At 44.5% G+C, this 21,025-nt stretch carries 21 protein-coding genes; 18 read left to right on the top strand and 3 right to left on the bottom strand.

Features of this window, described 5'->3' with window-relative positions; all coding sequences use genetic code 11:
• Positions 1 to 9 precede the first annotated feature (9 nt).
• Positions 10 to 1,338, top strand: a complete 1,329-nt coding sequence (locus AAA943_RS16450) for a RagB/SusD family nutrient uptake outer membrane protein (RefSeq protein ID WP_338225370.1) — start codon at positions 10 to 12, stop codon at positions 1,336 to 1,338.
• A 117-nt stretch (positions 1,339 to 1,455) separates the two neighbouring features.
• Here AAA943_RS16450 and AAA943_RS16445 read toward each other — a convergent pair whose 3' ends face one another.
• From AAA943_RS16445 to AAA943_RS16435, 3 genes are all read right to left on the bottom strand, one after another.
• A complete protein-coding gene (locus AAA943_RS16445; protein WP_338225369.1) occupies positions 1,456 to 1,707 on the bottom strand; it encodes a hypothetical protein in 252 nt (83 codons plus the stop codon).
• Between the two features lie 16 nt (positions 1,708 to 1,723).
• On the bottom strand, positions 1,724 to 1,945 hold the full coding sequence (locus AAA943_RS16440) for a hypothetical protein (protein ID WP_338225368.1): 222 nt from the start codon (positions 1,943 to 1,945) through the stop codon (positions 1,724 to 1,726).
• An 88-nt stretch (positions 1,946 to 2,033) separates the two neighbouring features.
• Positions 2,034 to 2,462 (bottom strand): MauE/DoxX family redox-associated membrane protein, encoded by a 429-nt coding sequence (locus tag AAA943_RS16435; protein ID WP_338225367.1) that lies wholly within the window; start codon positions 2,460 to 2,462, stop codon positions 2,034 to 2,036.
• 276 nt (positions 2,463 to 2,738) lie between these two features.
• Between AAA943_RS16435 and AAA943_RS16430 the strand changes: the two genes are divergently transcribed.
• From AAA943_RS16430 to AAA943_RS16350, 17 genes are all read left to right on the top strand, one after another.
• A complete protein-coding gene (locus tag AAA943_RS16430) occupies positions 2,739 to 4,295 on the top strand; it encodes a terpene synthase family protein (RefSeq protein ID WP_338225366.1) in 1,557 nt (518 codons plus the stop codon).
• 29 nt (positions 4,296 to 4,324) lie between these two features.
• On the top strand, positions 4,325 to 5,167 hold the full coding sequence (locus tag AAA943_RS16425) for an RteC domain-containing protein (protein ID WP_338225365.1): 843 nt from the start codon (positions 4,325 to 4,327) through the stop codon (positions 5,165 to 5,167).
• A 31-nt stretch (positions 5,168 to 5,198) separates the two neighbouring features.
• Entirely contained in the window at positions 5,199 to 6,443 is a 1,245-nt protein-coding gene (locus tag AAA943_RS16420; protein ID WP_338225364.1) for a WG repeat-containing protein, read from the top strand.
• 106 nt (positions 6,444 to 6,549) lie between these two features.
• Positions 6,550 to 6,852: a hypothetical protein gene (locus AAA943_RS16415; RefSeq protein WP_338225363.1), complete on the top strand. Its 303-nt coding sequence runs from the start codon at positions 6,550 to 6,552 to the stop codon at positions 6,850 to 6,852.
• Between the two features lie 74 nt (positions 6,853 to 6,926).
• Positions 6,927 to 7,217 (top strand): DUF4134 domain-containing protein, encoded by a 291-nt coding sequence (locus tag AAA943_RS16410; protein WP_338225451.1) that lies wholly within the window; start codon positions 6,927 to 6,929, stop codon positions 7,215 to 7,217.
• Between the two features lie 12 nt (positions 7,218 to 7,229).
• A complete protein-coding gene (locus AAA943_RS16405) occupies positions 7,230 to 7,562 on the top strand; it encodes a DUF4133 domain-containing protein (protein ID WP_338225362.1) in 333 nt (110 codons plus the stop codon).
• Between the two features lie 104 nt (positions 7,563 to 7,666).
• Positions 7,667 to 10,210, top strand: a complete 2,544-nt coding sequence (locus AAA943_RS16400) for a TraG family conjugative transposon ATPase (RefSeq protein ID WP_338225361.1) — start codon at positions 7,667 to 7,669, stop codon at positions 10,208 to 10,210.
• A gap of 70 nt (positions 10,211 to 10,280) precedes the next feature.
• Entirely contained in the window at positions 10,281 to 10,961 is a 681-nt protein-coding gene (locus tag AAA943_RS16395) for a conjugal transfer protein TraI (RefSeq protein ID WP_338225360.1), read from the top strand.
• Positions 10,958 to 11,602, top strand: a complete 645-nt coding sequence (locus AAA943_RS16390; protein WP_338225359.1) for a hypothetical protein — start codon at positions 10,958 to 10,960, stop codon at positions 11,600 to 11,602. The genes AAA943_RS16395 and AAA943_RS16390 overlap by 4 nt, the downstream gene beginning before the upstream one ends.
• A 1-nt stretch (position 11,603) precedes the next feature.
• Positions 11,604 to 12,242 carry a TerB family tellurite resistance protein gene (locus AAA943_RS16385; RefSeq protein ID WP_338225358.1) on the top strand — a complete coding sequence of 213 codons (639 nt, stop codon included), beginning with the start codon at positions 11,604 to 11,606 and terminating at the stop codon, positions 12,240 to 12,242.
• Positions 12,232 to 13,320, top strand: a complete 1,089-nt coding sequence (locus tag AAA943_RS16380) for a TraJ family protein (RefSeq protein ID WP_338225357.1) — start codon at positions 12,232 to 12,234, stop codon at positions 13,318 to 13,320. The genes AAA943_RS16385 and AAA943_RS16380 overlap by 11 nt, the downstream gene beginning before the upstream one ends.
• A gap of 14 nt (positions 13,321 to 13,334) precedes the next feature.
• Positions 13,335 to 13,952 (top strand): conjugative transposon protein TraK, encoded by a 618-nt coding sequence (gene traK, locus AAA943_RS16375; protein WP_338225356.1) that lies wholly within the window; start codon positions 13,335 to 13,337, stop codon positions 13,950 to 13,952.
• 3 nt (positions 13,953 to 13,955) lie between these two features.
• On the top strand, positions 13,956 to 14,330 hold the full coding sequence (locus AAA943_RS16370; RefSeq protein ID WP_338225355.1) for a hypothetical protein: 375 nt from the start codon (positions 13,956 to 13,958) through the stop codon (positions 14,328 to 14,330).
• On the top strand, positions 14,320 to 15,657 hold the full coding sequence (traM, locus tag AAA943_RS16365) for a conjugative transposon protein TraM (protein ID WP_338225354.1): 1,338 nt from the start codon (positions 14,320 to 14,322) through the stop codon (positions 15,655 to 15,657). The genes AAA943_RS16370 and traM overlap by 11 nt, the downstream gene beginning before the upstream one ends.
• Positions 15,654 to 16,490, top strand: coding sequence for a DUF4138 domain-containing protein (locus AAA943_RS16360; RefSeq protein WP_338225353.1), 837 nt, complete (start codon positions 15,654 to 15,656; stop codon positions 16,488 to 16,490). Before traM ends, AAA943_RS16360 begins: the two co-directional genes overlap by 4 nt.
• Entirely contained in the window at positions 16,471 to 17,280 is an 810-nt protein-coding gene (locus AAA943_RS16355; protein WP_338225352.1) for a hypothetical protein, read from the top strand. Before AAA943_RS16360 ends, AAA943_RS16355 begins: the two co-directional genes overlap by 20 nt.
• 522 nt (positions 17,281 to 17,802) lie before the next feature.
• A complete protein-coding gene (locus AAA943_RS16350) occupies positions 17,803 to 21,021 on the top strand; it encodes a hypothetical protein (RefSeq protein WP_338225351.1) in 3,219 nt (1,072 codons plus the stop codon).
• Positions 21,022 to 21,025 lie beyond the last annotated feature (4 nt).

Below are 21,025 nucleotides of genomic sequence, written 5' to 3'. Positions count from 1 at the left end.
CTGGGGATCATGTCCATCATATTGCTGTGGGGTTGTTCAGGGTTTTTGGATGAAAGGCCCAATAAAGGCATTCTGATTCCAACGACTGAGCAGGATATCCGGGCTTTGCTGGATAATGACAGCGAACTCAATTTAGTGCCGGGATTTGGGCTTCTTTCTTCCGATGATCTGGTCATCACAGATGGCGGATGGGCCTCCTTAAGGACCGAAGAGGAACAGAATGCCTATCTGTGGAGGGAGGAAATCTGGCCGATCACAGGTGGTGCAGATTGGTCTAGAATTTACCGGGTTATATTCATTGCTAATGTGGTCCTGGACCAGATAGAGAAGTTACAGGAAACTCCGGAACTCAGGAAAATGAGGGCGGAAGCGCTGTTTCACAGGGCTCATGCGCATTATATGCTGGCGCAGCTTTTCTCTCCTGCGTATTTTCAGGGCATCAATGATCAGGAACCAGGTATTCCTTTGAGGCTGAATTCTGAAATTTTGGAACGATCGCCCAGGGTTCCGCTTAGTTCCTATTACGAGTCCATATTTTCTGATTTGGAACAAGCATTTAATTCACTTCCTGTCCTAGATCCTATAAAAACCAGACCCTCTCAATTGGCAGTAAAAGCACTCGAAGCCAGGGTTTACCTGACTATCGGTAATTATGGGTTGGCAGAAGCGGCTGCTGATTGGGTTCTTAGTCGTCCCGAGGTTAGTTTACTTTCTTACAGTGACCTAAACCCGAATGCGGCTTATCCTTTTGAGAAATACAATGAGGAAGTGATCTTTCATACTGTGCTGATATCTGCTGGATTTTCCGGGGTATCCAATATCCAAGTCTGGGTTAACCCCGAATTGATGGAGAAATACGAAGAGGGGGATTTGCGAAGAACATTGTACACCCAGCTTAGACCCAATGGAGGATATACCTTCAAGGGACAGTATTCAGGAAATTTTTCCCGGTTCGGAGGACTGGCCTTGGATGAAATTTATCTGATCAAAGCAGAATGTCTGGCCAGAAGGAACCAATTACCAGAAGCGGAATCGATCATGAATCAATTGCTGGCAACAAGGTATTCTCCCGATGAATATGTTCCCATACAGAATAATTCCTCTCAAGATGCACTCCAATGGATACTGGAAGAAAAGAGGAAAAGTTTGGTCTATAGGGGTATCAATTGGATCGACCTGAGAAGGTTAAATGCTGAACCTGAATTTCAAAGGACCCTTACCCGGCAAATCAATGGAGAATCAGTCACCTTAAGACCGCTTTCCAAAAAATATGTGCTGCCTATTCCAGATAATGAATTAGCGCTAAATCCAATAGCTCAAACGGATCGAAGGGATTAATAAATCGTGGAATTACTGCTATTGCCGGATGATTTATCTTTCTCATGGTTGGGTAGGAAGCAGTTGTTTTTAAAAATATCCAACAAAAAAATAGGGGAGGCTAGCCTCCCCATCCTTTCATCTCAAATCAATGAAAGTACCTTGCTGCACTACATTGCCATTGGGGGCATCATAAAGACAGTCCCCGGTTTGATCACAGATGTAATCGACTCCCGGCTGCCAGCTGGTGACCTCGATAAACTCTCCCGGGTTTTCAGGATCTTCTGCAAATACCTGAGAGGGCATCGGATTGGCAAAATTCATTGCCATGGCCAAGGTTGCTCCCATCACCAATGCCATTGCGGGGAGCAATTTTACTAGTTTGTTCATAATCATTAACCCTTTTTTAACCGATCAAAAAGGGCCAAACCGTTTGTGGTTGTTTGCCTACTCTAGAAAGGGTTTTCGGCATCTCCCTTAGGGGTTCGTTGGTATTGGCCTGCTTCTCACCCAAGCCATCGAGAAGAGCGAACCCTTTGATTTTATTGAAATTTTTTGCAGCCTGATTTCCCGTTTTTCGGGCTGCGGAGCGGTGACTACACCCCACCGCTCCAAATTTTTCTTTCAATAGGGAAGCTTTTTGGAAGAAGTCTTTATACTACTTTTCCTTACTCACTTTCCGCCAATCTCTCAATTTTTCAATTCCTGAACTGAGCTTATCGAAGGGTTCCATTCGTTGAATTTTCCGATCTTAATCCCCCTATAGAAATCCCAATCATTATGAGGTTCAAGAAGAAATGCTCTCCCCATCCCAGGCTTTCTATGATTCCGGCACAGTTGCAGGGAACTCGCGGGAATGCTCCTACCCAAATCAAGCCCACATAGGTGATAAATACAGTGAAAAGAAGCAGGCTTCCCAAATAGCCCCACCATCGAGTGGCAGGGTAGGCTAGGAGTAAAGCAAGAATTATTTCCAAAGGGGGGACGGAATAGCTTAATAGTTCTGCTAGCTCTGGAGGAAAAGTCTGATTGTGGAATGCTTTTCTAGAGGCTTCAAATCGGATAATTTTTTCAAGGCCGGTATAGGTCCAAGTCAGGATCAATGGGTAGACCAATATTTCCTGAAATCGTAATTTTCCCTTCATTTTGTTTCATTTTCTGAAATCTCGAGGGAAAGGATTTCTTGGATTCAGTACTGGGTAGGAGGTAAGAAAAAATTAGCCAATGGCGCAAATTTCACCTGAATTCTTAAAAATGATTCCTGAATCTTTGATTTTTAATTAGTTATACTTTAAAATTCTTTTGTGATCAGGGCTTTTTCATCGATCAAGTCGGATAAAAGTCCCTAGCTGTACGGTCCAATTTTCATTGGTTGTCTTTCGGACGTAATTGATTTTGTTTTTCAACTAAATAGGGTGTTTATGAATACTGCTCAGTGGAATCCTCTGAAGGTTAAATCTTTATTGGGACTTCAGGGGATGGCAGAGGATTCTGCCTTCGTCAAACTGGGAAATTACATTTCCATCCGGGAAGTCTCTTCCCAAACTATAATCAGACATGCCGGAACTGTAGAAACCGAGTCTCATGTCTTGGAGAAAGGGCTCATTGGCATGTTTCGCAATGGGAAGTTAATCCGTCTCTTTTTTGAGGGAGACATGTTTTTGGACTTCGATTCTTATCGGGAGCAGATTCCAAGCCGTTTTGAATTTCGGGCCCTTATGAATTCCTGCTTTACGGTACTAACTTATGAGGATGAAAAGTTGGTCTTGCAAGATCTTCCTGAATTCAGAGTGGTGTCTGAATACCTTATCTCAAAAGTCAGAAATTCCAATGAGCAATGGGTTGCCTTTTCTCAATTGCCTTATGAGGACCGATTAAGAGAGTTGGAGCTTAAAGTGCCTAATTTAAGATTTGTACTGAAAATTAAGGAATTGGCTAGCCTTCTTGGGATCAGCAATCGTTCGGTTACCCGGCTTAGATCCAAAGAATCCCATCAGGGGGGAGGAGAAAACTGGAAAGATTCCATCACTCAAGAAATCGGGTATCCATTCAAGCATTCAAGACACGACCAGGCCGATCAACTTGAAGCCCTTGCCATTTCCTGGGCCTGTGATTTTCATTCTTTTTTATGTGAACCTGAAGAAGTAAAACGGTTTCAAAAAGCAAAATTGGGATTGCTTTCCACTTACCTCTATCCGGAGATTGATTTTCACAAAGGACTATGGATTACCAAACTGTATGTTTGGCTCTTTTTCCTGGATGATAAAACAGATCAACTCATACCGGGCTCCAAGGAGCGGTTTTGGAAGCTGATTTTGGATTGGGTATTGGTTTTTTGGGGGAAAGAGAGGGGGAATCCCCCTTTTTTACCCTCCAAGATCGCCTCTATTGCCAATGCTTTTCAGGACCTATGGATGGAATTGGAGCAAATGGAGCAGGTTTCGAAAGTTCAGGTTGAACTCATTCAAACTGAAGTACAGGCTCATTTACACTACAGTTGGATTGAGGCTGGATTTCGGGATCGAGGAGTTTATCCATCTCTAGAGGATTATTTGGAGTATAAACCTTATTTCTCCGGGGCCAAATTGGCAGTTAGTTTAACCTGTCTGGAGTTTGAAGATCAAGTCTTTGAATCGGATAGTCTTTGGAAGGAAACAGCCTCATTGCGGGATTTGGGAGCTAAACTCATCTTTTTGGATAACGATCTGATTTCTTACAAGAAGGAGCAGGCTATTGGGGATCACATGAATTATCTGGCTTTATTGGTTATGCATAATTCCTTAAGTCCCCTTGAAGCTAAAGAAAAAGTGCTTGCTATCCGTACATCGGTACTGCAGGACTTCATGGCAGAAAACAAGCGATGGATGGAGGATTTCAATCCCGAGAACCATCTGATTCTACAAAAACTCAAATACATCAAATTCAAAATTGCAGCGTCTGCATTTTGGTCGCTTAAGATTTCCAACAGATATGACTAAACCACTCTATAAACTAAACCAACTATTTTATGACTATTCAGGAATATTCGAGACAGATCAGCTCAAAATTGGAGCATGATCTCAGCATCGTGACCTTGGATGCAGAAAACCGATTGATTCAGGTGGAATCGGCCTTTTATCTGGTCGATCACGCACTGGATGAGCTTAAACGATTTCTGGCTACCTATGAATTTGAATCTGAGGAAGAGGAAATCGAGTTCTTCAAAAATCAGATGTCTGAGTTTTTGAAAGAATCGGTGTTTTACTCCGAACTATTTATGATTGAATCCTCCAAGACTCCGGGATCAAGCAAGGAACTGAAACGCTTCTATGAAACTGAGCGGGCTGCCATGAGGAAATTCCTCAAGGAAAATCAGAACCTCTACAACTACCTGTTGCTGAAAAAGGAGAACCAGGATAAGGTTTTTTTCCTTCGCAGTGCACAAGCTCCCATTTACAAGCCCAATCTGTTTTGGCATACTTTGGATACGCGCTATTGTACGGTATATACCCTCTATTTTGCCAGGATAAAGGGGACCATCGCTTTGATGGACTATATCCATGAGCAGTTGAGGGAACTAAACGGAGCAGGTGATCCGGACTGGAAAAAGTCTAATCCCCTCAACTGGACCGGTAAAAAAGTAGATCTGGTAGAGTTGATTTATGCTTTGAAGGTCTCCGGGGTGTTGAACCATGGACGGGCTGACCTGACTCAGATTGCCGGATTTTTTGAGAAATTTTTTGGGGTAAGCCTTTCTGACCTCTATCGCACCTTTTCAGAGATCACCGTGCGGAAAAACAGGACAGCCTTTGTGGAATTTCTTCGGGATCGCCTGGAATACTACATCGAAAAAGGGGAAGCCCTAAACTGAATTTAATCCTAAACTTTAACCCTTACTAATTATGAAAAAGCTCATTTGGATGCTTTTAATGGCATCGCTATGTTCAAATTTATCCGCTCAGATTCAATTGGAAGGCCGGTTTGATTTGGACAATCCCCAAAATCAACTCTGGGATGGTCGCTATTTGGTGTATAACTTTTACAAAGATGTAATCATTTACGATACGCAAACGGAAACTCAATACAAGGAAATCGGTCAGTCTCTTCCGGATATGTCCTTCAAGGAAGGCTTGTATTTCAGGAGAGTGGATGGAAAATATGAAATGCGAAGGGTAGGGGATCCCAATCCTGTTCTTCCTCAACGGTTTTTGCGGATTACCAATTGGTTTGGAAATACGGTGTTGGCTTGGGAGCAAACAGCTCCGAATCTGGAAGGAATGAGGGCCTATTGGTATGAGTTGGACAAGGGAGTGATTGCCACCTATTCTTTGGCTCAGTTGTATCAGGCAGTGGACTATGATGGGACCTATACCCATGATGCGATGAGTATTTTCCAAAGCAAACCCTGGGAAAGCTTCATTTATTTTTTTCATGATGGGCTCATTACCCTGAAACATCCGACTAAGGGTACCTTCTCCTATTTTGATTTGAAGTTGAATCCTGCATTTCCGGGAAAATTCAGGAAAGCGGATCCTTTTTTTGAGAATTTGGCTGCAGTACAAAACGCTAATGGGCTTTGGGGATTTATCGATAAATCAGGCAAAGAAGTCATTCCTTTTATTTATGTCAAAAGGCCCTGGCCCTTTCATTCGGGTCTGGCCCGTGTGGAAAGTAAGGAGGGGTATGTAGGGTTCATAAATACCCAGGGAGAATTGGTGATTCCTGCGAAATATGCCTTTGCATCTAATTTTCATCAAGGATTTTCAATAGCAAGAAAATTTGGGTACCCAACTTCTTTTGTGGTCATAGATACTTTGGGAAATGAAATTCCATTTCCGTGTTCTTGTGAAATGGATTTTAGGCAATATCTAAAGCAGAACTATGGAGATTATTATTCTCTTAATCCAGTTTTTGATTATGTCGAAAGTGGATATTTAGTGGTTACAAGAAAAAGCCAAAGCGCAGTTTTTGGGAAAGAAGGAAATCAAATTCTTCCTTTTAAGTATGCATTCATTACAGATGCAAGGAAGGGAAAGGCCATTGCCATTGAATGGGGAGAACTTGGAAGCTACAAGAATCTACGGTTTTTTCTTATGGATTTGGAGACCCAAAGCCCAGCGATTGAATTGAGCTATACCGAATTCTGAGACCAAATTCTAACACCAATTTTTCCCCTCTTGGGAATGCCTACTGAATATCCGCAATATATTTTTCGGAGGTTTGAAGCCCTTATTTCAAAAAAATCAAGCGCATATGCTCAATGAAGTAATTCAATCCGATTGGTTTTGGCCAACAGTAGGTGTCTCCCTGATGGGATACTATGCATGGGTTTTCCTTACCTATTTCAGGTCGGGAGTTTTCCAGGGTATTTCTTCCTCATTGGGAGAAAGGCAAAATAAAGCGGGGAAGCTTCAGCTTTCCTGGGATGAATTGGCCTTGGGTTTTGCCATCCACCGGAGGATGCTGGCTGACCCGCTTTGTGCCTTGGATACAGAGGAAAGAGCCCTGCTGGGGAGATCTCCATTTAAAGAGTTGATTCAGCAGACCACAATTTAATACCAACTAAACCAACTAACATGATGAAGAAACGCTTTATTTATCTCCGGCAGGGATTTCTTTCCCTAAGTCTAATGATGTTTTCGGTTCCAGTTTGCTTTGCCTTTCAAACTATAGGAGATGGAGGAGGGGTGGCTGGTATTGAAGCTGCTACTCAACAGGTTTCCGGCTTTTTCACCAGCGGAGTCCGCCTGATGTATGCCATTGGGGCTATTGTGGGATTGGTAGGGGCTGTCAAGGTTTTTAACAAATGGAACTCCGGTGATCCGGATACAGGAAAGGTGGCAGCAGCCTGGTTCGGATCCTGTGTGTTCTTAGTGGTTGTGGCCTTGGTGTTGCAGAGCTTCTTTGGTTCCAATCCTTAATCGCATAATCATATGGGAAAGCCGCTTTCCATACACAAAGGCATTGATCATGAATTGGAATTCAAAGGATTGACTCCTCCTTTTCTCTACTACATGATCGGCTTGTTATTGGGGTCTTTGCTCCTGTTTTTGGTGCTCAAAGGGATCGGAGTTCCGGTTTTGGTAGGCCTTGGGCTTACCCTAGGCCTGCTTGCTTGGCTGGGAAACCGGATTTATACTCTCAATCGGGAATTGGGGAAAAACGGTCTGGTCAAAAAATCTGCCTTTGCCAAAATTCCATTGGGTATTCGTTTCAAAGACAGAAGTCCCATTTTGGGATTGCGGAGCCCTTCCCGATCGAAATAGGAAGGAAAAAGGGAGGATTGCTTCCTCCCTCCATTTTCTTATTTCTTTAGTTCTTTACTATTCTCCCTTCTTCTCCTCACTATTCGTCTTAGCCCTCATTCCCTATGTCCAACTATCGGGAACTTGAATCTGTATTGCCTTTATTCTCCTATGAAAATGATTTTCTGGTTTCTAAGCAGGGGGACCTGACGGCTTGCTATAGCCTTACTTTACCTCCCCTGTTTACCCTGTCTCAGGCGGAAGCGGAAAATCTTCATGGGGCCTTGGTCAAGGCTTTTCGACTCCTACCTTCCAAGTCTCTGGTTTGGAAGCAGGACTGGTTTGTCCAATCTGCTTATTCAGATTTTCAGGGGAGAGCGAAGTTCGGTTCGGAGTTTGGTTCGAAGTTGGGTTATGGGTTTGGTGCAGATTTAGGATCCGATTTGGGATCGGAGCCCAGTTTTCTTTCTAGGGCCAATTCCCGCTTTTTTGAGGGGAAGCCGGTTTTGGATCATACTTGCTATCTCTGGATAACTTTTCCAAATCCGGAAAAGAAATTGGGGGATTCGAGTTTGTCCAATCTGTTTCGTAGCCATTGGGTGGGGGAGCCTTTTTTCCGCAAGGGCTTGATGGAAAGCTATCAGGCTGTTTTGGCTCAAATTGAACATCTGCTGAATGCAGATGGAATGGGTATGCATCGGCTTTCCGAGGATGTATTACTGGGTACACCGGGTGCAAAAGGGGTAATCGAATCCTATCTCCTGATGCCCTCCAACCGGTCTTTCCCTGAAATCCATGACATGGAATTCAAACCGGATTGGAAGATCGGAGATCAATTCCTGGGTATGGTTTCGCTTTCTTCCTTGGGTCAACTGCCCTTGGAATTGGAGACTTCCAAAGTTTTTGAGCCTTATTCCACGGATTTGAGCAAGTATTACCTGGGCTTCGCTTCTCCCTTGGGACAGGCTTTGGACTGCAATCACATCTATTCTCAGGTCTTTCAGCTGGAGGAGAGCGAAAAGTATTATTCTTCTTTGGAATCCAAGCGACTTCGCCTGCATGCCTTATCCCGGTATTCCCGGGCCAATGAACTGGCATCGGATTCCATTGCTGCGTATTTGGATGAGGCGATTCGGGAAGGGAAAACTCCGGTAAAAGGCCATGCCAATATCCTGATTTGGGCGGATTCTTCTTTGGAGCTGAAAAAGGCCATCCGTGAGGCCTCTGCTTCCCTTTCCAAACTGGGTTTGGTTCCCAAAACGGAAACTTGGGGAGCACCCCAATTGTACTGGGCGGGGATTCCGGGGAATGCGGCGGCTTTGCCGACCAATGAGTGTTTCCATTGCAACCTGGATCAGCTGATCTGTTTGTTCAATTTGGAAGGTGCTTCAGCTTCCGGAGTTTTACCTAAAGGCTTGCGCTTGGGAGAACGTCGTTACGGACAGCCTGTCTGGGTGGATCTTTCGGATGAGCCCATGCAAAAGGGATGGATTACCAACCGGAATAAGTTTATTCTGGGTCCTTCGGGTTCAGGGAAGTCCTTTTTCACCAATCACATGGTCCGAAGCTACTTTGAGCAAGGCACTCATGTGGTATTGGTGGATGTGGGGCATTCCTATCAGGGACTTTGTGAATTGGTAGAAGGGTACTACTTCACTTACTCCGAGGAATCACCCATTTGTTTCAATCCTTTCTTTTTGGATGGGGAGGTGCTGGATACCGAAAAGAAGGAAAGCCTGAAAACTTTATTGCTTGCGCTATGGAAGAAAGAGGATGAAGTATTCCGTCGTTCGGAATATGTGGCCATTTCCAATGCACTGAAAGCCTATTATGAGTTTTTGGGCGATTCCCCGGGTATTTTTCCCTGTTTTGACAGTTTTTATGAGTTTCTGCAGACCGGTTTTTCCTCCATGATTTCTGCGGAAAAAGTGAATAGCCGGGACTTTGATCTGGGAAACTTCCTCTATGTGCTTAGGCCTTTTTATCGGGGTGGTGAATTTGATTACCTGCTCAACGCCAGGGAGAACCTCAATCTCTTAGACCAACGGTTTATCGTTTTTGAGCTCGATAAAATCAAAGACCACCCCATACTTTTTCCTGTAGTCACCCTGATCATTATGGAGATTTTTATCTCCAAGATGAGGAAACTCAAGGGACAAAGGAAAATGATCCTGATTGAGGAGGCATGGAAGGCCATTGCCAAAGAGGGAATGGCAGAGTATATCAAGTACCTCTTCAAAACGGTTCGGAAGTTTTTCGGGGAGGCTATTGTCGTTACCCAAGAGGTGGATGATATCATCCAAAGCCCGGTCATCAAGGATGCGATCATCAATAATTCAGATTGTAAAATCCTCTTGGACCAAAGCAAATACCAAAACAAGTTTGAACTCATCCAGAAGCTTTTGGGCCTGACTGAGAAAGAAAAATCCATGGTTCTTTCTATCAATCGGGCCAATGATCCTTCCCGGAAATACAAGGAAGTTTTCATTGGTCTGGGAAGCCACAGCCAGGTGTTTCGGACGGAAGTCAGTCTGGAGGAATACCTCACCTATACCACAGAGGAAAAGGAAAAACTCCGTATCGAGGAGCTTTGCAGACTGCATGGAGGCAACAGGGAAAAAGCGATTGCCCAGTTGGCTGAAGAGTTAAGGCAGAGTTCTTCAGGTTAAAGCATTCCTTTCGAATTAATCATTTCCATCTCATTTCCATCTCATTTCTAATTCTTTAAATCCTTATCCCATGAAAAAACTGTACCTGTCTGTGCTTCGGAGATTGGCCTTGTTGCTGGTCTTTTTCGGCCTATGTGTTCCTACCTATGCGGCCATTCCTGTCGCTGAAATCATCCGACAGGGCGTCAAGAAAGTCATTGTGGCGGTGGATCTGAAAATCCAGCGTCTTCAGAATGAAACAATTTGGCTTCAGCAGGTTCAGCAGAAAATGGAGAATATCCTTTCTGAGAATCAGCTTGCTGAAATTGCTTCCTGGGGCCAACGCCAAAAGGAATTGTATGGGGACTACTTTGAGGGTCTCTGGAAAGTGAAAGAAGCCATTGCCCAAGTCCAGCGCATCAAATCCATTGCCCGCACCCAATCAGAATTGCTGAGTGCCTATCAACAGTCCTGGCAAATGCTTCAGGCGGACGGGCGATTTACACTAGCCGAATTGGAATTGATCCATAATCGTTACGGTGAAATCCTTCGATCCAGTGCCAGCAACTTGGGAGAATTGACCGCATTGCTGAAGGAATTTTCTTTTCAGGTTTCTGATGGGGAAAGACTGGAACGAATCCATACGCTAGACCAACAGATGACCAAGAACTTTCGGAATCTGGTCAGCCTCAATCTTCAATTGGAAACGATCAATACTCAGAGGAAAATCTGGGAAAGGGAAGGCAAGGTATTGGAGGGCCTGTTTCAGTGAAAACTCGCTTAGTCATTTTAGGCCATTGGATGATTTTGGGGTTTTGGTGGCCATGCCTAGAATTGTCGGCTCAGACATGGGATGAGCTGTTCAAGCAGAAAGAGACCCAAAAGGAATATTTACTGCTTCAGGTGGGGGCGCTGAGAATCCAATCCGGATTGCTAAAGGAAGCAGGAGAGATTGCCTCCCTGGGATTGACTTCAATCAGTGCCTGGAGGAATTGGGAGAGGGAGCTTCATGCTGATTTTTTTGCTTCTTTTTCCCATTTGGGGCCTCTGGCTCAAGCGGCTTTGGAACGGATGGAGGATTCAGGACTTACTCCTCAAGTTCTTTTGGGGAGAATTCGGACCAGTGAATCCTTTTGGAATAGGCAAAGCGGGGATGTCCTGTTTCTCCGCTGGTCTGAACGGGTTCATCAGGGTATGCAGGATCGATGCAATGGCTTTCTGGCTGATCTGGAATTGATGAGGAATAATGGGCTTCAGGTTAAAGATGCAGAAAGGGCCGGGCTTATCGATCAATTGGCAGAGCATATCCTGGTCTTGAGTCAGGACCTGTCCCGGTTTCAAGAAGTAGCCCGATTCCGAACGATGCATCATCGATTCAGAGAAAATGAACTCCAACTCCTCAACCGGTTCTAGAATGACTCGAATTGGCTATTTACTTCTTCTAAGCTTGGGATTAGGATTATTTCCTCCCAAAGCCCAGGCGCAAACGGATGAGGTGCAACAACTTTTGCTTAATGTGGAAAAGCTGGAGCAGCTCCGTGAGATGTTGGATCACATGAGGGAAAAGTATCAAATCCTCAGCCAAGGGTACCAACAGATAAAAGGAATTGCGGAAGGGAATTTTACCCTTCATCAGTCCTTTTTGAACCGATTGGTCCAGGTCAATCCTCAGGTTCGAGCTTACTACAAGGTAGGTGAAATTCTGGATATTCAGGTAGGCTTGATTCGGGGTTTGGCTAAAGTAAGAAAGGAAATGGAATGGGCTGATTTTCTTCAGGAAGGGGAATTCGTTCAAATTGATCGCCTTTTTGGGATTTGGTCCCGATCCAGCCTCAATCTTTTGGAAGAGCTTTTTTTGGTGCTTTCGGACAATACGCTTCAAATGGATGACTGGGAGCGGATTGAGGCTATAGATCGGGTACATCGCTCGGTAGTGGAGTTGAGTCAGGGAGTGGCTATGTTTTCCAATTCCCTATCCCAACTGGGCCACTTGAGATCCAAGAAATCCGCTGAAATCCAAACCGTACAATCTCTCCTTGGTAATGAAAACTAGATCCGGAATTAGGGGGGCATGGAATAGGCATCCGATCACCAAGTTTCTTGTTTTGCTTCTGATTCTGTCATTTTCTCCCCATTTGCTTTGGGCGGGGGATTTTGCTGAATTTATCTCAGATTTTAACCGGATCATTGCCGAAGTCGGAGGGACCATCAGTCAGGATACCGTATCCCTACAGGTACCTGCCCAGGTGATTGCCAGCTTGGGAGCTGTTTTCTTTATCGGCTATCGGGTGTGGAAGCATATCGCCAATGCCGAGGCTGTGGATTTTTTTCCGCTTTTTCGGCCCTTTGTTTTGGCAATTCTCATTGCCAATTTTCATTGGGTGACGGGATTGATAGCGGGGATCTGTCATCCTGTAGTTACGGCAACGGACCATTTGCGGGAAGCTTCCCAAAACAGCATTAACCAGCTGATTGAGGCCAAGAAAAAGGCCATGAAGGAGGGGGATTTCTGGAATATGTATGTGGGGGATACCGGCTCGGGAGACCGGGATCTCTGGTATGAGTATGCCAATCCGGGGGCAGGAGAGGAGAACTGGCTGGAAAGCATAGGAAATGGGGTGCAGTTTGCCATGGAAAAGGCATCCTTTCAGCTTCAGCTCAACATCAAAAGCTGGATGTCGGAGGTGCTGCAAGTGCTATACCAAGCGGCTGGATTGGCCATCAATGTCATCCGCATGTTCTATCTGGTAGTATTGGGGATTTTGGGTCCGATCAGCTTTGGACTGGCCGTATTTGACGGATTTCAGCACACCTTGGTTCAGTGGGTAGCCCGCTATGTGAATGTGTATTTCTGGCTTCCTGTGGCCAATGTATTCGGCTATATCATCAATGTGATCCAGACAAAAATGCTGGAATTGGATCTCTCGCAGATAGCCTCTGAGGGAAGAACCTTCTTCTCTTCCACAGACACGGCTTTTTTGATATTTCTGGTGATAGCCATTGTCGGTTATACCACCGTTCCCTCGGTGGCCAACTACATCATCTATGCGGGAGGGAAGGATTCTCTGCTGCATAAGACCAGCAATATCCTATCTCAATACCCCAATCAATTTCAAAAAATGCTCCGCTAAACCTCATTAGAATTATGCTTGTAAAACTCAAACAATTGGATTCCGCCTTTGTCCATCTCAAGTTTTGGACCTTGGTCTTGCTGGCATTTTGTCTGAGCTCCTCCGTGGTCGTGGTTTGGCTAAGCTTCAAGGCGGTGAATCAGGCCAAACAGGAGGTATATCTGATCTCTCAGGATCAGGTGCTGAAGGCTTTTGCCAATCCCAGAGATGCTTTGGTGAATGTGGAAGCGAAAAGTCATCTCAGGCAATTTCATCAGTTGCTGTTTACTCTTTCCCCGGATGAGCGCTTGATAGAAAGCCAATTGGCCGAGTCTCTTTATCTGGGTGATCAAAGCGTCAAATTTCATCTGGATAATCTTCGTGAGACGGGATATTTCAAAAAGCTATTGGCTGCCAATGTTTCCCAGCGGGTATACCTGGACAGCATTCAGCTGGATGAAACCAAGGGGGATTATCCCTTTCGGGTATTTGCCCGGCAGGAAATCATCCGCTCCTCTTCGATCCTCTATCGATCCTTGATCACAACAGGCAATCTCCGGCCTATTCAGCGTACCCCAGCCAATCCCCACGGATTCCTGATTGAAAACTGGGAAATACTGGAAAATAAGGATCTCTACCAAAAAACACGCTAAGCCATGACTTCCTTCACTTACACTCAGTTTTTGAATCAAATCCAGTCTTTTCCGGAATTGGAAAATAAAGGGAAAGCCCAGGTGGGTTTTGCTCCTCGATTGGCTTTTGGCTTTCTCTGGATAGCCTTTCAATGGAGCCAATTGCTTGGGACTTGGGATAGGTGCTTAAAGGGGAAAAAACGATCCTTGGTCTATTCGGGCCTCGTTTTGCTGTTGTTGCTTATTGTCCTTTTGCCCCGGTTGAATTCATCCCAATCTCCCGGGAAAGCTGCTGCTTCCTTGGTGCTGAGTCTGCCTTTGGTTCCTATTGAGCCCACACTCATTCCTGATACACTTCTAATATCTTCTTCACTAAACCAACACTACCATGAAAAGTAATCTACCTGAAGCAGCCCGCAAACGACAGGGACTGTTTCTCCTTTGTCTTCCTGTACTCCTGGTTCCTATCCTTTGGCTGTTGATAGGAAATGCCCAGCCTGCTTCAGCCCATGAGGAAGGGGAAACCAAAGGGATGAACCTGGAACTGCCCAGTCCGAATTTGGAAAGAAAACAGGCTTCCAAATCGGATGCTTACCAGGCCCTTCAAAAAGAGGAAAAAAAGCAGGATAACTGGAATTTGCCCGATTTTTTGGTTCAAAGTCGGACTGAAACCAAGCATGATCGGGAAAGGAATGGTCTCAGTTCAAGCCTAGCAGGCTTTTCTTCCTATACACCAACTTCAAGTCCCTCTACTTCTTTACCGGCCATGGAAGTGGATCAGCGGATCAAAGAACTCAAAACGCTGATTGAAGGACAGGGGAATAGGGAAAATTCGGGGATTTCGGGGACCTCTAGTAATTCCATGATTTTAGAGAAGGCAGAAAATCCTGCGGAAATCTTGCCTCAAACAGTAGAAGGAATTCGAAGGGAGGAAGACTCGGAGTTAATCCAACTTCAGGGGATGATGGATCGGCTCCAGGCTGGGAAAGGACAGCCTGACCCAGAACTTGTCCAGTTGGAAGGTCTGATGGACAAAATCCTTCAGCTTCAATATCCGGATCGATTTCCGGTTGAGAATACTTCTCTTGATTCCGAACTCATACCCCTTCCTGTAGGAGATCCCTCCATTCCTGATTCGGAAAATTGGAACCAAGGAGAACTTGGGATGACTTTGGAGGCCTCCAATGGATTTTTTGGGTTGGAAGAGTCTCTCAATGGAGAACACCCCCAATTGTCAGGGTATAAAAAGACTTATTTGTCGGCAGTGTCCAAAACTCAGGAAATTGTTCCCGGGGATGCCTTGGAATTGGTTTTGGAGGAGGAATTGATCATTGGAGGAAATATCCTGGCTGCCGGTACCCCGCTTTTTGCCAAAACCAGCCTAGAAGGCAGTCGTCTTCAGGTTCAGGTCTTGGGAATCCTGCAGGATGGGGTTTTGCTTCCGGTATCACTCAAGGGATACAGTCAGGACGGTGTTCCGGGTATTTCACTTTCTGCCATGAAGGGGGCCTCCCAATGGTTCCAAAATGCCGGTCAATCTCTCCAATCCATGAACATAAACAGCATGGGGATGGACTGGCAGAGTCAAGTGGCCAACTCCGGAATTCAGGCTACCCGTAGCCTGCTCCGAAATCCATCCAAAATGCGAAAAATGGAAATCAAAGCCGGACATCCCGTGCTTTTGATAGATTCTTCCTCCTCCACCTCTAAAACGCAAATCCTATGAAATCCATAATCCTATCATTTATCTTACTGGTTGGTACTGCTTCTTTTAGCGATGCCCAAACCATTCCTGTTACCTGGGACAAGACTACGGTCCTGATTTTTGATCAACCCATCCAATCCGTAGATCGGGGAAATCGATACCTGCTCAGTGCTCAGGATGATCATGCCCGGAATGTCCTGAAACTGAAAGCAGGAAGTAAAGAGCTACCGGAAACCAATTTGCATGTCTTGACCAGTGATGGAAATATTCATGCATTTGATATTATTTATCAAGAGCAGCCTGAGTTGACCACTTGGGATTTAAGAAAGAGTGCCAGCGCGAAAATGACCATTCCTTCCTATGGATTGGATCGAAGTGACTTTGAAGAATTGGCCGTATTTCTGGGGAATGAATTCTCCCGGATCATCAAAAAGCAGTATCGTTACGAGGTTTACTTTTGGCTCAGAGGAATCTACTATCAGAAGGGTTTGCTGTTTTTTGATTTAGGAGCCAAGAATACCTCAACTCTTCCTTTTGAAGTGATCGGGCCGGAAACCAAAGTGCTCGATGCCAAATCCAAAAAGCAGGCTTCTTCCCGGGAGCAGGTGCTTAAGCCCTGGATGGATTTCAGTGAGGATCAACCTGTGTTGGTGCAGGACCAAAGCCAATCCCTGTTGATGGCTTTCCCTGCTTTCACCATATCCAACCGAAAGCGTCTGGTTTTTTATCTCCGAGAGAAAAACGGGGACCGGGAACTACAACTCAGCCTGAAAGGCAAAAAACTACTAGAAGCAATTCCTTTACCTATGTTTCACGCTAAACCAACTATTGCACATGGATCAGGAGAATTATGAGTTTTTGACTGAAAAACTCAAGTACACCGGCTTTGAGGACAAGTTAAATGTTCCGCTTAAAGAAGCGATCAAAGCCAAAAAAGAGAGTTTCACCTTAGGGACCACCTTGGAAATCGAGGGGAAGAAAATGGATGTGGATCTGTATTTCAAGCAGTCTGCGATTTCGGATAGGTACTTCTTCAACAAGTTTGATGCAAGTCTACGGAATGAAAACCCGGAACTGGAACCGAAGAAGCATACCTTCTATCAGAATCAGGGAGTAACAGCCAAGGAGGCCTTCAATCTTTTGGAAGGTAGAGCCGTATTCAAGTCTCTGATGGATTCAGAAAAGGAGCCCTACAAGGCTTGGTTGCAGTTGGATTTGACCAAGAAGGAGGACAACAACAACTTCCAGGTCAATCAATACCATGAAAAATACGGGTTTAACCTTGAAAAGGCAGTCAAAAAGCTTCCGATCAAAGAACTCAAGGATGATACCCGGACGGATTGGATGATTCGTGCGCTGCAGAAGGGGAACACCTATCCGGTGGTGATGGAACGCAAAGGGAAGGATGAAGTGATGTTTATTGAAGCCAATCCAAGGTTTAAATCCATCAATGTTTACGATTCAAATATGAATTCTGTAAAGACTTCCGAGTTGCAGAAAAAGGATCAAAAGCAGGCTGGAGAGGATGTTTCAGATGAGCTGTCGGGTAAAAAAAAAGACCTGAAGAAGGGGGAGAAGGCGGAGATTCCTGAACCTACCCTCAGCCAATCGGTGGGTAGGGGTCGAAAAGGGCCCAGAATTTGATTAACTTGATGGACTATTTGACCTATTTGTTTTTGGTGAAAGGCCCGGTTCGCATGAGCCGGGTTTTTTTGATTGAATGTTAGATTTTTTGGGTTGGGGGAAATTTATCCCATGTCTGGATCACTCCAGTCAAATCAATACTTCTTTAGTACCCTATTTCCTAAAAATCTTTTCCATTTTTTTTTTGATCGGAAAAAAATTGAAAAAAATGTAAAAATATTTTTTAGTCTAATTCCGATTACCGATAAGATAAATTCAAGAAAAGCGTGAGCTATGTTTAAAGTTTTCAGGGTTTTTGCATTTTGTTAAGATTGTAGATTTTTCGGAGTTTTTTTCCTTTGTTCTTAGGTGGTTAATTCATAATAAATCAAAAAATTATACTTATAAATATTGTTTTTTGTATTTCAATTCAAAATAAAATTTGGTATAATTGTATTAATTCAAAATATAAATACCCACTACTGGGTATTTTGTTTTGTTTTCTATTTTTCTAACTATGCATAGTTCTCAACCCGCTGAACTATGAATAGAAAGAAAAAGCTTTTTTTAAAGACATCTTTTTTTGTGTTTTCCTTGGTTTTGGCAGTGCAAAAAGCCAAAGCCCAACTCCCCTCTGAGGTAAGTGCCCAGCTATCCAAATTGACACCCATGCCGGCCTTGAAATCACCCAATGTAGCAGGAGTGGAGAAATATGGAGACTACAACGTCAACCTTTACACCGGACTTCCTGAGATTTCCATTCCCTTGTTTGAGATTACTTCTGGTTCTCTACGTCTTCCCATTACTTTGAGCTACCATGCATCCGGATTCAAATACAAGGATCAGGCTAGCTGGGTGGGACTGGGTTGGTCTATTCAGGCGGGTGGGCAAATCTCCCGTAATTTTCAAGGCAAGCCTGATGAGTCAAGTTTTTTAAATTTAACTAACGATTATTCTGTGCCAGGAGCTGGGGACTGTAATTATTGGTTTTATAAAGAGCAGGCCGTCATTTATGGCAATGATCATGAACCTGACCTTTTCAACTATTCCATGCCTGGCTTGAGTGGAAAGTTTTATCTGCAACAGGGAAGTGCTCCACCTTTTTTGGTTCCCTATCAACCCATAAAAATCCAGCGCTATAACACCCTAGATTATTTCGACATTACCAATGATAAAGGGGTTATCCACCGATTCGGTGCCAATTGGTCTGGGGCATTGCCGGCAAGGGAAGGAATGTATTCTCAAAGCGGAGGCAATACCACTAACGGGGTAGTCGCTTGGCACCTTCAGGAGATCCGTTCTCCAAATACGGATGATTTTATTTCGCTTACCTATCAAACCGTGGGTACCATCCAAAATTCAGATTTTGAATACAATCTGGCAGTATTGGACCAATGCAATACCACTAATCCTACTGCTCTTCCATGTCCTAGCAGTGTTGGAATTGAGCAACAGGTTATGACATCATCCACAACTACCCAACTGGGAATCAATGAAATTCTCTTCAAGAATGGAATGGTTCGCTTCGTAATGGGCTCAAATCGGACAGATATTGTGAGTTCAAACGGAGCTAAGAAACTGGATAGGATAGAGGTCTATAGAAAAGAAGGGGCTGAATATTTTCTGGTAAAAAGCTTTCATTTTGTTACTTCCTACTTTAGGAATTATAACAATTCGGCAAACTCACACCTTAAGCTGGAGCATATTGAAGTGCGGGATGGTGCAGGTACTTTTATCAACCGGCATTCCTTTTCCTATCATACCAATACTATTGCATGGGCAAGACCTAATTCCGATAAGGCCCGGGATTATTTTGGGTTTTACAATGGAAAATTATCCAATACTACCCTGATCCCTGCTACTACAATTCAATACCAGCCCAATACGGGTACAATGCCCAGTAATATTGTCATTGGATCTGCAAACCGGTCCACAGATACGACATTTTTGAAAAATGGGGTTCTTAAAAGAATCACTTTTCCCACGATGGGCTATACGGAGTTTGACTTTGAGCCCCATCGATACAGTGAAGGGGGTGTGACCACCTATGTGCCGGGGTTGAGAGTGAAAAAGATCACCACCTATGATGGTGCAAAACTGATTTCCAAGGATTATAAATACGGAACAGCTGAGAATGGTCTGGGACATAAAAATTTTGATTTACGCGGGTTTTATTTCAATTCACAGCAGTTTATAAGAAGTGCTTGCGGCCTTACTCCTTGCGACAGGGAATATCGTAGCCGAATGTACTTTTCCAACTCAGTATTGGGTCCTGGCTATGAAGATGCCCCTGTAGTTTACTCTTTGGTTACAGAATATCAAAACGGGTCTGCTGCCAATGGACGCACGGTCTACGAGTTTGATAACAATACGCTGATCGGAGATCCCCTCTTTACGGTGCCTCACAGCAATAAAACCTTCCGAAACTCCATGAGCTGGGCGAGGGGAAAATTGACCAAAAAAACAGTCTTCAATTCAGCGGGAACCCAAGTGGCACAAACCACGGTCAGCTACACCAATTATGGGGGGCTCAATGCCAATATTGGGCAGGCTGGGTACCAATGGATTGTGGGAAGGTGGAATGGGTTTCTTCATGTGAATTGCGGCAATTCTGTGGATGGAAAGGAAATCAACCTGATGAATTTGCAAAAGACAACAGGAAACTATAAAGAGACTGGAAGAACCGAAACTTTGAATTTTGGGAGTCTGGCACAGACAACGACTACCAACAAATCATTCAATTCTACCTACCTGCAACCCCTCTTTGAAGAACAAACAGTCTCATCCAATCCGGAGATCGTCAGGACTACCTACAGGTATCCTTTTGATATTGTCAATACCACGACCAACTATTCCGGACCTCCCAATGCATTGAAGCAAATGCTGATCAAAAATATGCTTGCCTTTCCCGTAGAGCAATATACTTGGGTAAAACCTACAGCTGGAAGTACCCAGCAGATTGTCGGCGGACAAGTGACAGAATATGACCTGGTCTCAGGTACCACTTATTACCAACCCAAAACCTTATATCTGATGGAGGTTTCCACCTTGGGTTCGGCATATTCGCCCGTTCAACTATCAGGTACCAGCGCACTTACCCGGGATTCAAGGTACAAGTCAAGAATGACCATGGATTCCTACGATACCCGCGGCAATTTGCTTCAATATTCCTTGTCTGATGGTCAAACGAAATCTTTCCTTTATGCCTATGAGGGCCAATACGTGATTGCAGAGGCAACAAATTCTCCCGGTACTTCCTTGGCCTATACTTCTTTTGAAACCAATGAAAAAGGGGGATGGACCTACAGCGGTGGAGAGTCGAGAGTCATGCCAGGTCAAGCCAAAACAGGGAACTACGTATACCTCCTTAACAACGGAAATATTACCAAAGTCTATAAAGGTGCCTACAAGCTAAGCCTCTGGGTGAGGAAAAACACGTCTTCTTCTGCCACCCTTACTATTAATGGAGCTTCTTACAGTACCAGTGTGGGAAATGCATGGACACTCCTGGAGGTTTCTGGCTCTGGTGGGACAATTACTATTGCAGGGTCCAACACTCTGGTGGATGAATTGAGGGTACATGCTGCTGCCGGACTGGTGAGTACCTACACAATTTTTCCCATACTGGGTATCCATTCCCAAATGGATTTCAGAAACCGCGGCACATACTATGGATATGATCCTTTTGGAAGACTGGAAACGGTGAGAAATGAGGATGGACATCTGCTCAACCTTTACGATTACCTCTACATCAAACCCTAATCCC

Origin of the sequence: Algoriphagus confluentis (assembly GCF_036245625.1) — a bacterium.
Lineage (GTDB): Bacteria > Bacteroidota > Bacteroidia > Cytophagales > Cyclobacteriaceae > Algoriphagus > Algoriphagus confluentis.
Note: the sequence above shows the minus strand (reverse complement) of the source record. Positions and strands in the feature narration are given on the sequence as shown.

Coding starts and splice junctions, on each gene's coding strand:
- AAA943_RS16450 (WP_338225370.1), top strand. CDS start 10: ATGTCCATCATATTGCTGTGGGGTTGTTCAGGGTTTTTGGATGAAAGG.
- AAA943_RS16445 (WP_338225369.1), bottom strand. CDS start 1,707: ATGAACAAACTAGTAAAATTGCTCCCCGCAATGGCATTGGTGATGGGA.
- AAA943_RS16435 (WP_338225367.1), bottom strand. CDS start 2,462: ATGAAGGGAAAATTACGATTTCAGGAAATATTGGTCTACCCATTGATC.
- AAA943_RS16430 (WP_338225366.1), top strand. CDS start 2,739: ATGAATACTGCTCAGTGGAATCCTCTGAAGGTTAAATCTTTATTGGGA.
- AAA943_RS16425 (WP_338225365.1), top strand. CDS start 4,325: ATGACTATTCAGGAATATTCGAGACAGATCAGCTCAAAATTGGAGCAT.
- AAA943_RS16420 (WP_338225364.1), top strand. CDS start 5,199: ATGAAAAAGCTCATTTGGATGCTTTTAATGGCATCGCTATGTTCAAAT.
- AAA943_RS16415 (WP_338225363.1), top strand. CDS start 6,550: ATGCTCAATGAAGTAATTCAATCCGATTGGTTTTGGCCAACAGTAGGT.
- AAA943_RS16410 (WP_338225451.1), top strand. CDS start 6,927: ATGATGTTTTCGGTTCCAGTTTGCTTTGCCTTTCAAACTATAGGAGAT.
- AAA943_RS16405 (WP_338225362.1), top strand. CDS start 7,230: ATGGGAAAGCCGCTTTCCATACACAAAGGCATTGATCATGAATTGGAA.
- AAA943_RS16400 (WP_338225361.1), top strand. CDS start 7,667: ATGTCCAACTATCGGGAACTTGAATCTGTATTGCCTTTATTCTCCTAT.
- AAA943_RS16395 (WP_338225360.1), top strand. CDS start 10,281: ATGAAAAAACTGTACCTGTCTGTGCTTCGGAGATTGGCCTTGTTGCTG.
- AAA943_RS16385 (WP_338225358.1), top strand. CDS start 11,604: ATGACTCGAATTGGCTATTTACTTCTTCTAAGCTTGGGATTAGGATTA.
- AAA943_RS16380 (WP_338225357.1), top strand. CDS start 12,232: ATGAAAACTAGATCCGGAATTAGGGGGGCATGGAATAGGCATCCGATC.
- traK (WP_338225356.1), top strand. CDS start 13,335: ATGCTTGTAAAACTCAAACAATTGGATTCCGCCTTTGTCCATCTCAAG.
- AAA943_RS16370 (WP_338225355.1), top strand. CDS start 13,956: ATGACTTCCTTCACTTACACTCAGTTTTTGAATCAAATCCAGTCTTTT.
- traM (WP_338225354.1), top strand. CDS start 14,320: ATGAAAAGTAATCTACCTGAAGCAGCCCGCAAACGACAGGGACTGTTT.
- AAA943_RS16360 (WP_338225353.1), top strand. CDS start 15,654: ATGAAATCCATAATCCTATCATTTATCTTACTGGTTGGTACTGCTTCT.
- AAA943_RS16355 (WP_338225352.1), top strand. CDS start 16,471: ATGGATCAGGAGAATTATGAGTTTTTGACTGAAAAACTCAAGTACACC.
- AAA943_RS16350 (WP_338225351.1), top strand. CDS start 17,803: ATGAATAGAAAGAAAAAGCTTTTTTTAAAGACATCTTTTTTTGTGTTT.